This window comes from Agromyces binzhouensis (assembly GCF_004135055.1).
GTDB lineage: Bacteria > Actinomycetota > Actinomycetes > Actinomycetales > Microbacteriaceae > Agromyces > Agromyces binzhouensis.
The window spans coordinates 1-6,852 of sequence record NZ_SDPL01000146.1 but is presented as its reverse complement, the minus strand read 5'-3'; the positions used below and the strand labels follow the sequence as shown (position 1 = coordinate 6,852).

Below are 6,852 nucleotides of genomic sequence, written 5' to 3'. Positions count from 1 at the left end.
ACCCGGGCATCGTGCGCGACATAAGATGCGGCGCGGCGCGACCGGATGGGGCGCACCGCCCTGGGCCGTCGCGGCGCCCCACGGCGGACCGATGCGGCATCCGTCGGCGTTCGACCACCGCCCCGGTGATGACGCCGATGCCTGCGAGCACGGCCACGACGCGCACCGGCGCGGGCGGGGGCACGGGCACGGGCACGCACACGGACGTGGACGGCGTCGCGACGACGTCCACGTGCACGTCCACGTGCACCACGACGGCGACCGTCACCACGACGATCACGGCCCCGGTCGCGCTCGGGGTCGCGGCGGCCACGACCGCCACGACACCTGACCACCGTCGAGTCGCGCCACCGCCGCGGCGCGGCCGGGCCTACCGCTCGGTCGCGCCGCGCGCGTTGTAGACGACCGCGTCCGACGCGCCGAACGCGCGGAACACCTCGATCGCCTCGCCGCGACGCACCCCCGAATGCACGCGGATCCCGCGCCGCTCGAACTCGCCCTTCCAATCGGACGGCATGGGTCCCTCGTCGAATCCCGTGAGCCGTTCGCACTCCTCGCCGTCGCCGGCGATGACGAGGCGGCGCACGCCCGACCACATGGCCGCGCCGTAGCACATCACGCACGGCGCCCAGTTGACGACGAGTTCGAGTTCGGCGCCTCCGGCGCCGAGGTCCCACCGGCCGAGCCGCCGCTGCGCGAGCGAGAGCGCCGTCACCTCGGCGTGCAGCGAGCTCAACCCGTTCGAGAGCACGAGGTTCACCCCGGCCGACACGAGTTCGCCGGATGCCGCGTCGACGACCAGCGCGGCGAACGGACCGCCGCTGCCCGCCCGCCAGTTCCGGTCCGCGAGCTCGATCGCGAGCGCCATGCGCGACGCGTCGTCGGGCAACGGTTCGGCCGCGAGCCGCGGCAGGTCGTCGACCAGCCACTCGGGCAGCGATGCGGAGAATGACGACGTCGGCGTGGCATCCATGCGCCCATTCTCCACCCGGGCGGAGGCGGAGCGTGGGGGTCGCGGCTCCGCCCCCGCGGTCAGCGGCGCTTCTGCTCGTCGCCCGACAGCCGCTGCGCGAGCCAGATCGGGATGATCGAGACGAGCACGAGCACGACCGCGATGACCGAGACGATCGGCGCCTGGCTCGGCCGGAACATGTTGTTCAGGATGAAGATCGGCAGCGTGGTCACGCCCGACCCGGCGGTGAACGTGGTCACGATGATCTCGTCGAACGAGAGCGCGAACGCGAGCAGGCCGCCGGCCAGCAGCGCCGATCGGAGCTGCGGGAAGGTCACGAGCCGGAAGGTGGTCCAGACGCCCGCGCCGAGGTCGGCCGACGCCTCCTCGAGCTTCGTGCCGGTGCGGCGCAGCCGCGCGATGACGTTGTTGAACACGGTCACGATGCAGAACGTGGCGTGCGCGATGATCACCGTCCAGATCGACAGCGGCACGCCCATGATCGTGCGGAAGAAGTTGTTCAGGGCGATACCGGTGATGATGCCGGGCAGCGCGATCGGCAGGATCACGAGCAGGTTCACGGTGTGGCGGCCGAAGAAGTCGAACCGCTGCAGCGCGAACGAGATGAGCGTGCCGAGCACCAGCGCGATCGCGGTCGAGATGACCGCGACGAACACGCTCGTGCCGACCGCCTCCATCGCGCCCGCGGACTGGAACGCCCGCTGCCACCACTCGAGCGTGAAGCCGGGCGGCGGCCAGCTGAGCGACGTCGAGGTCGAGAACGAGTTCACGAGCACGACGCCGAGCGGCACGTACACGATCACGAGGATGAGGCCGGCCACGACGGCGAGCGTCGTGCGCGAGAGTCGGGAGAGTCGCATCCGTCGCCCCTTAGAGGTTGTCGAGGGCACCCGTGCGACGCACGAGCGCGAGGTAGCCGAAGATGATCGCGATCGGGATGAGGGCGATCGCCGACGCGAGCGGCAGGTTGTTCGCCGCGCCCACGTTCGTGTAGACGAGGTTTCCGAGCATCTGGTTCGCGCCGCCGACGATGTTCACCGTGATGTAGTCGCCGAGCGAGAGCGAGAAGCTGAAGATGGTTCCGGCGATGATCGCGGGCAGCGCCATCGGGAAGACCACGTGGCGGATGGTCGGCCAGGTCTTGCCGCCCAGGTCGGCGGATGCCTCGAGCAGCGAGTCGGGCACGCGCTCGAGCCCCGCGAAGATCGGCAGGATCACGTACGGCAGCCACAGGTACGACAGCGTGATGACCGTGGCGGGCAGGCCGTAGCCGGGCGTGTGCAGCCCGAACGGCGCGAGCACCCACTCGAGGATGCCGTCCTGCGAGAGCACCGAACGCCAGGCGTAGGCCTTCACGAGGTAGCTCGCCCAGAGCGGCATGAGCACGGCGATGACGAGGATCCGGCGGGCGCGGGGCGAGGCGACCTTCGCCATGTAGAACGCGATGGGCAGCGCCAGTGCGACGTCGATGATCGTGACGAGGAGCGCGACGCCGATCGTGCGGAAGGTCACCGTCTGGTACAGCGAGCCGGTGAGCACCGTGATGACGTTGTCGAACGTCCACTCGGTCGTGATCTCGCCGGTGAAGCTGTTCACCGACCAGAACGCCGTGACGAGCAGGGCGGCCAGCGCGACGACGTAGACGAGCCCGAGCCAGAAGAGCGGTGCCGCGAGGAGGAACCCGAGGCGCACCCGGGGGTGCGCGCTGAGGAACACCGACGCACGGCGTGCCGGGGTCGCCTTCGGCCGCGGGATGCCGCGCCGGGGCGCTCCACCGGGGGCGGAGCCGGCCTGAGCGGGCTCGGGCGGTCCGGATGCCTCGCCGCGAGCGGATGCCGGTGCCGTCGCGTTCATCGTCATGCTGCTTCCTGTCGGGTGGTGCCGGGAACGGGGGTGTGCGGGCCGGGGAGGGAGGGAGTCTCCCCGGCCCGCGGTGGAGACCAGGTCAGCCCTTGATCTCCTGCCACGCAGCGGTCCACTGCGCGTAGTCGACGCACTCGACGTCGGTGCGGCCGTCGACGCACTCGGCGATCGGCGTCGTCCAGTACCAGATCTGCGAGGCGTACTCCTCGTCACCGGCGTGGTAGGCCTCGCAGTCGTCGCGGTACTCGCAGGCCTCCTGGCTCGAGGGCGCCTCGCCGAAGTAGGACGTCGCGGTCGCGTTCGCCTCGGGGCTGGCGATGTAGTCGAGCCACATGTAGGCGCAGTTCACGTTGGCGGCGTCGGAGGCGACCATCCAGGTGTCCGACCAGCCGGTCGCGCCCTCTTCGGGGAGGACGACCTCGGTCGGTGCGCCCGAGCCGGCGAGCACGTTCTGGATGACCTGCCAGGTCGTGCCGACGACCGAGTCGCCGGTCTCGAAGGCCTGGATCTCCTTGAGGTAGTCGGACCAGTACTCGCCGACCGATTCGCGCTGCACCTTGAGCAGGTCGACCGCGGCCTGGAACTGCTCCTCGTCGAGGGCGTAGGGGTTCTCGATGCCGAGCTCGGGCTGGTGGGTCATGAGGTAGACGGCAGCGTCGGCGATGTAGATCGGCGAGTCGTAGGCGGTCACCTTGCCGGCGTTCTCGCTGGCCTTGTCGAACACGACGTCCCACGAGGTCGGGGCTTCGTCGAAGGCCTCCGTGCTGTACATGAGCAGGTTGGCGCCGTAGCCGTGCGGCACGCCGTAGCTCTGCCCGTCGACCGAGTTCCACTCCTTCTCCTTGAGGAAGTCGAAGACGCCCTCGTAGTTCGGGATGAGGTCGGTGTTGACGGGAGCCACGTCGCCGCCGGCGATGAGCCGGAGCGTGGCGTCGCCCGATGCGGCGACGACGTCGTACTCGCCGGTCTTCATGAGGTTCACGGCCTCGTCGGACGTGCCGTAGGTCTTGGACGTGACCTCGCAGCCGGTCTCCTCCTCGAAGGGCGTGACCCAGTCGACGTCCGGGCTGTTCGAGCCGTCCTCGACGTAGCCGGGCCACGCGAGGATCGAGACCTGGCCCTCGGCCTCGCCGAGCTCGGTGAGCGCGTCGTCGGTCGATGCGGAGTCGCCCGAGGTGGTGCCGCAGGCGGTCAGGGTGAGCAGGGCGATCGAGCCGATCGCCAGGCCGACGGTCGCGCCGCGGCGCGCCGTGCGCGGGGTGCGCATCATGGTTCTCTCCTGGTTCTGTGTGTTGTGGTGTGGTGCAGGCTTCATACGGCCGGCGCGGACGAGGCATCCGCCCCGCCGAGCGCGACGACGTCGTCGTCGTGCCAGCTGACGACCACGCGGTCGCCGCGTTCGTCGTCGTGGACGCGATTGCGGTCGTTCTGCTCGAGCACGCTCACGCGAACGCCGGCGTCGAGGTCGACGACGAGGCGGATGCCGCTGCCGAGGTAGATCGTCTCGACGACGGTGCCGGGGGCGTTGCGCACGTCGGCCGCGGTCTCGCCCGAGCCGACGGCCATCTTCTCGGGGCGGACCGAGTGCACGCCGCCGCGGCCGAGGAGCGCGCGCGAGACGGCGTCGTCGAAGAGGTTCGACGTGCCGACGAAGTCGGCGACGAAGCGCGAGCCGGGTCGCTCGTAGAGCTCGGCGGGCGTGCCGAGCTGCTCGATGCGCCCGTCGTTGAAGACGGCGACGCGGTCGGAGAGCGTCAGCGCCTCCTCCTGGTCGTGCGTGACGAAGATGAAGGTGATGCCGAGCTCGCGCTGGATCTCCTTCAGCTCGACCTGCATCTGCTCGCGGAGCTTCAGGTCGAGCGCGCCGAGCGGCTCGTCGAGGAGCAGGACCTTGGGCTGGACGACGGTGGCCCGGGCGAGCGCGACGCGTTGCCGCTGGCCGCCGGAGAGCTGCGACGGCTTGCGGTCGCCCATCTGCTCCAGGCGCACCGATGCGAGGGCGCGCCGGGCGCGCTCGATGCGCTCCTTCCGCCCGATGCCGCGGACGCGGAGGCCGTAGGCGACGTTCTCGAGCACGCTCATGTGCGGGAACAGCGCGTAGTCCTGGAAGACCGTGTTCACGTCGCGGTCGAACGGGGCGCGCTTCGTGACGTCGTCGCCGAAGAGCTCGATCGTGCCGCTCGTGGGCTGCTCGAAGCCGGCGATGAGCCGGAGGACGGTGGTCTTGCCGGAGCCCGAGGGTCCCAGCATGGAGAAGAACTCCCCCGCGGCGATCTCGAGATCGACGTGGTCGACGGCGGTGACGGCTCCGAACTCCTTGGTGAGTCCGGTGAGCCGGATGGCCGGCTGCGGGTCGGTCATGGGCCTCTCCTTCGATGGCGTGTGGTTAATCATATGAAGCCATATGTCATAGTCCAGAGGTTCGTGTTACGGTCGCATCACGGAATCGCCCGCGACCGTCCCCAGTCCGGGGGGTGAGGGGATCCGCGGGCGCACGATCGAGGAGGACGGATGCCGCACGCCACCGCGCGCGCCGACGCCGCCCGCGCCGTCGTCTTCTCGCCGCTCGAGGGCGCCGGAAGGGCCGAGCTGGTCGAGCAGCGCCTGACCGACGCGATCGCCTCGGGCGTGCTTCGCGACGGCGAACGCCTCCCCAGCGAGGCCGACCTGGCCAAGCTCCTCGGGGTCGCACCGGTCACCGCGCGCGAGGCGCTCGTCGCGCTCAGGCACAAGGGACTCGTGCGCACGCGCCGCGGCCGCGACGGCGGCAGCTTCGTCACCTACGACGACGACGTCTCGCTCCGACTGACCGAGGAGCGCGTCCGTGCGCTCAGCCGCATCGAGCTGCGCGACCTCTCGCTCCACTACGCGGCCATCGCCGGCATGGCGGCCGAGGTCGCGGCCGATCGCGCGAGCGACGACGACCTCCAGAGCCTCGTGGAGATCGACGCGCGAGCCGACCTCGCCACCCCCGGCGGCGCCCGCCGCGCGGTCGGCCGGTTCCAGCTCGAGGTCGCCGCGATCAGCCAGTCGCCCCGACTCGTCCACGAGGAGCTGCGCCTGCAGGCCGAGACGGGCGCCCTGCTCTGGATGTGCCTGCGCGAACAGGAGTACCGTGACCGCACGAGGGAGCACCGCCTCGAAGTGATCGCCGCGATGCGAGCGGCGGACGGCGAATCCGCCCGCCGATCGACGACGACCCACATCGGCTCGGCGGTGGAATGGCTCATCGACGAGAAGGTGCGGCTCGAAGCGGGGCCGCCCATCGCGCACGAGGAAGGGAGCGCGTCATGACGCAGGCACTCGCCACGGGCGCCGCCGCGATCGCCCGGCGCATCGCCGACGTGATCGACCCGGTGTTCGCCCTGATCGACGGCTGGCAGCAGGGACTCCGGGCGCGTCTCGCGTCCGAGCCCGAACCCCGAGCCGCCGCCCTCGACCCCGCCGTCGCTGCAACCGTCGCCGCCGAACTCGACCGCCCCGGCACGCTCATCACGGGCGCCGGCTTCGTCGCCGCGCCGGGCTACCTGGCCGATGCGCCCTGGCACCTCGCCTGGTGGCTGAGCGACGGCAACCCCTTCCGCGGGGTGCCGGCACGCGGCATCCGTCGCCTCGACGCGGTGAGCGACCCCGACGCCGAGTCGTTCCGCGACTACACCACGCTCGAATGGTGGCGCGTGCCCGAGCGCACCGGCACGAGGCACCTGACCGGGCCCTACGTCGACTACCTCTGCACCGACGACTACACCGTGACCGTGACGACCCCGGTGACCGTCGACGGCGAGATGGTCGGGCTCGTCGGCGCCGACATGTACGTGGCCCGGCTGGAGCAGGCCCTCGCGCCCGTGCTGCGCGACGCCGACCGCACCCTCACCGTCGTGAACGCATCCGGTCGCATCGTGGCCTCGACCGACCCGCACCGCGCGACCGGCGCCCTCCTGCGCCTCGAAGGACTGCCCGAGGCGCTCGCACCGCTGCGCGGAGCCGAGGCCGAGGGACGCGCGACCGGCGCCGCG

At 71.1% G+C, this 6,852-nt stretch carries 8 protein-coding genes; 2 read left to right on the top strand and 6 right to left on the bottom strand.

Features of this window, described 5'->3' with window-relative positions; all coding sequences use genetic code 11:
• From ESO86_RS08880 to ESO86_RS08855, 6 genes are all read right to left on the bottom strand, one after another.
• Positions 1-313, bottom strand: a 313-nt coding sequence (locus ESO86_RS08880; protein WP_207207072.1) for a hypothetical protein, incomplete at its 3' end; no start/stop codon positions are given.
• A 57-nt stretch (positions 314-370) separates the two neighbouring features.
• On the bottom strand, positions 371-973 hold the full coding sequence (locus ESO86_RS08875; RefSeq protein ID WP_129234573.1) for a nucleoside deaminase: 603 nt from the start codon (positions 971-973) through the stop codon (positions 371-373).
• Positions 974-1,032: 59 nt separating this feature from the next.
• Entirely contained in the window at positions 1,033-1,833 is an 801-nt protein-coding gene (locus tag ESO86_RS08870) for an ABC transporter permease (RefSeq protein ID WP_129234572.1), read from the bottom strand.
• Positions 1,834-1,843: 10 nt separating this feature from the next.
• The gene (locus ESO86_RS08865; protein ID WP_129234571.1) at positions 1,844-2,827 is read right to left on the bottom strand and encodes an ABC transporter permease; all 984 of its coding nucleotides are present in this window, start codon (positions 2,825-2,827) and stop codon (positions 1,844-1,846) included.
• Positions 2,828-2,918: 91 nt separating this feature from the next.
• Positions 2,919-4,106, bottom strand: coding sequence for an ABC transporter substrate-binding protein (locus ESO86_RS08860; RefSeq protein WP_129234570.1), 1,188 nt, complete (start codon positions 4,104-4,106; stop codon positions 2,919-2,921).
• A gap of 41 nt (positions 4,107-4,147) precedes the next feature.
• Positions 4,148-5,197, bottom strand: coding sequence for an ABC transporter ATP-binding protein (locus ESO86_RS08855; protein ID WP_129234569.1), 1,050 nt, complete (start codon positions 5,195-5,197; stop codon positions 4,148-4,150).
• Positions 5,198-5,347: 150 nt separating this feature from the next.
• Between ESO86_RS08855 and ESO86_RS08850 the strand changes: the two genes are divergently transcribed.
• Positions 5,348-6,130: a FadR/GntR family transcriptional regulator gene (locus tag ESO86_RS08850; protein WP_129234568.1), complete on the top strand. Its 783-nt coding sequence runs from the start codon at positions 5,348-5,350 to the stop codon at positions 6,128-6,130.
• Positions 6,127-6,852: PDC sensor domain-containing protein (locus tag ESO86_RS08845; RefSeq protein WP_129234567.1), on the top strand; the 726-nt coding region annotated here is incomplete at its 3' end. The genes ESO86_RS08850 and ESO86_RS08845, both read left to right, overlap by 4 nt.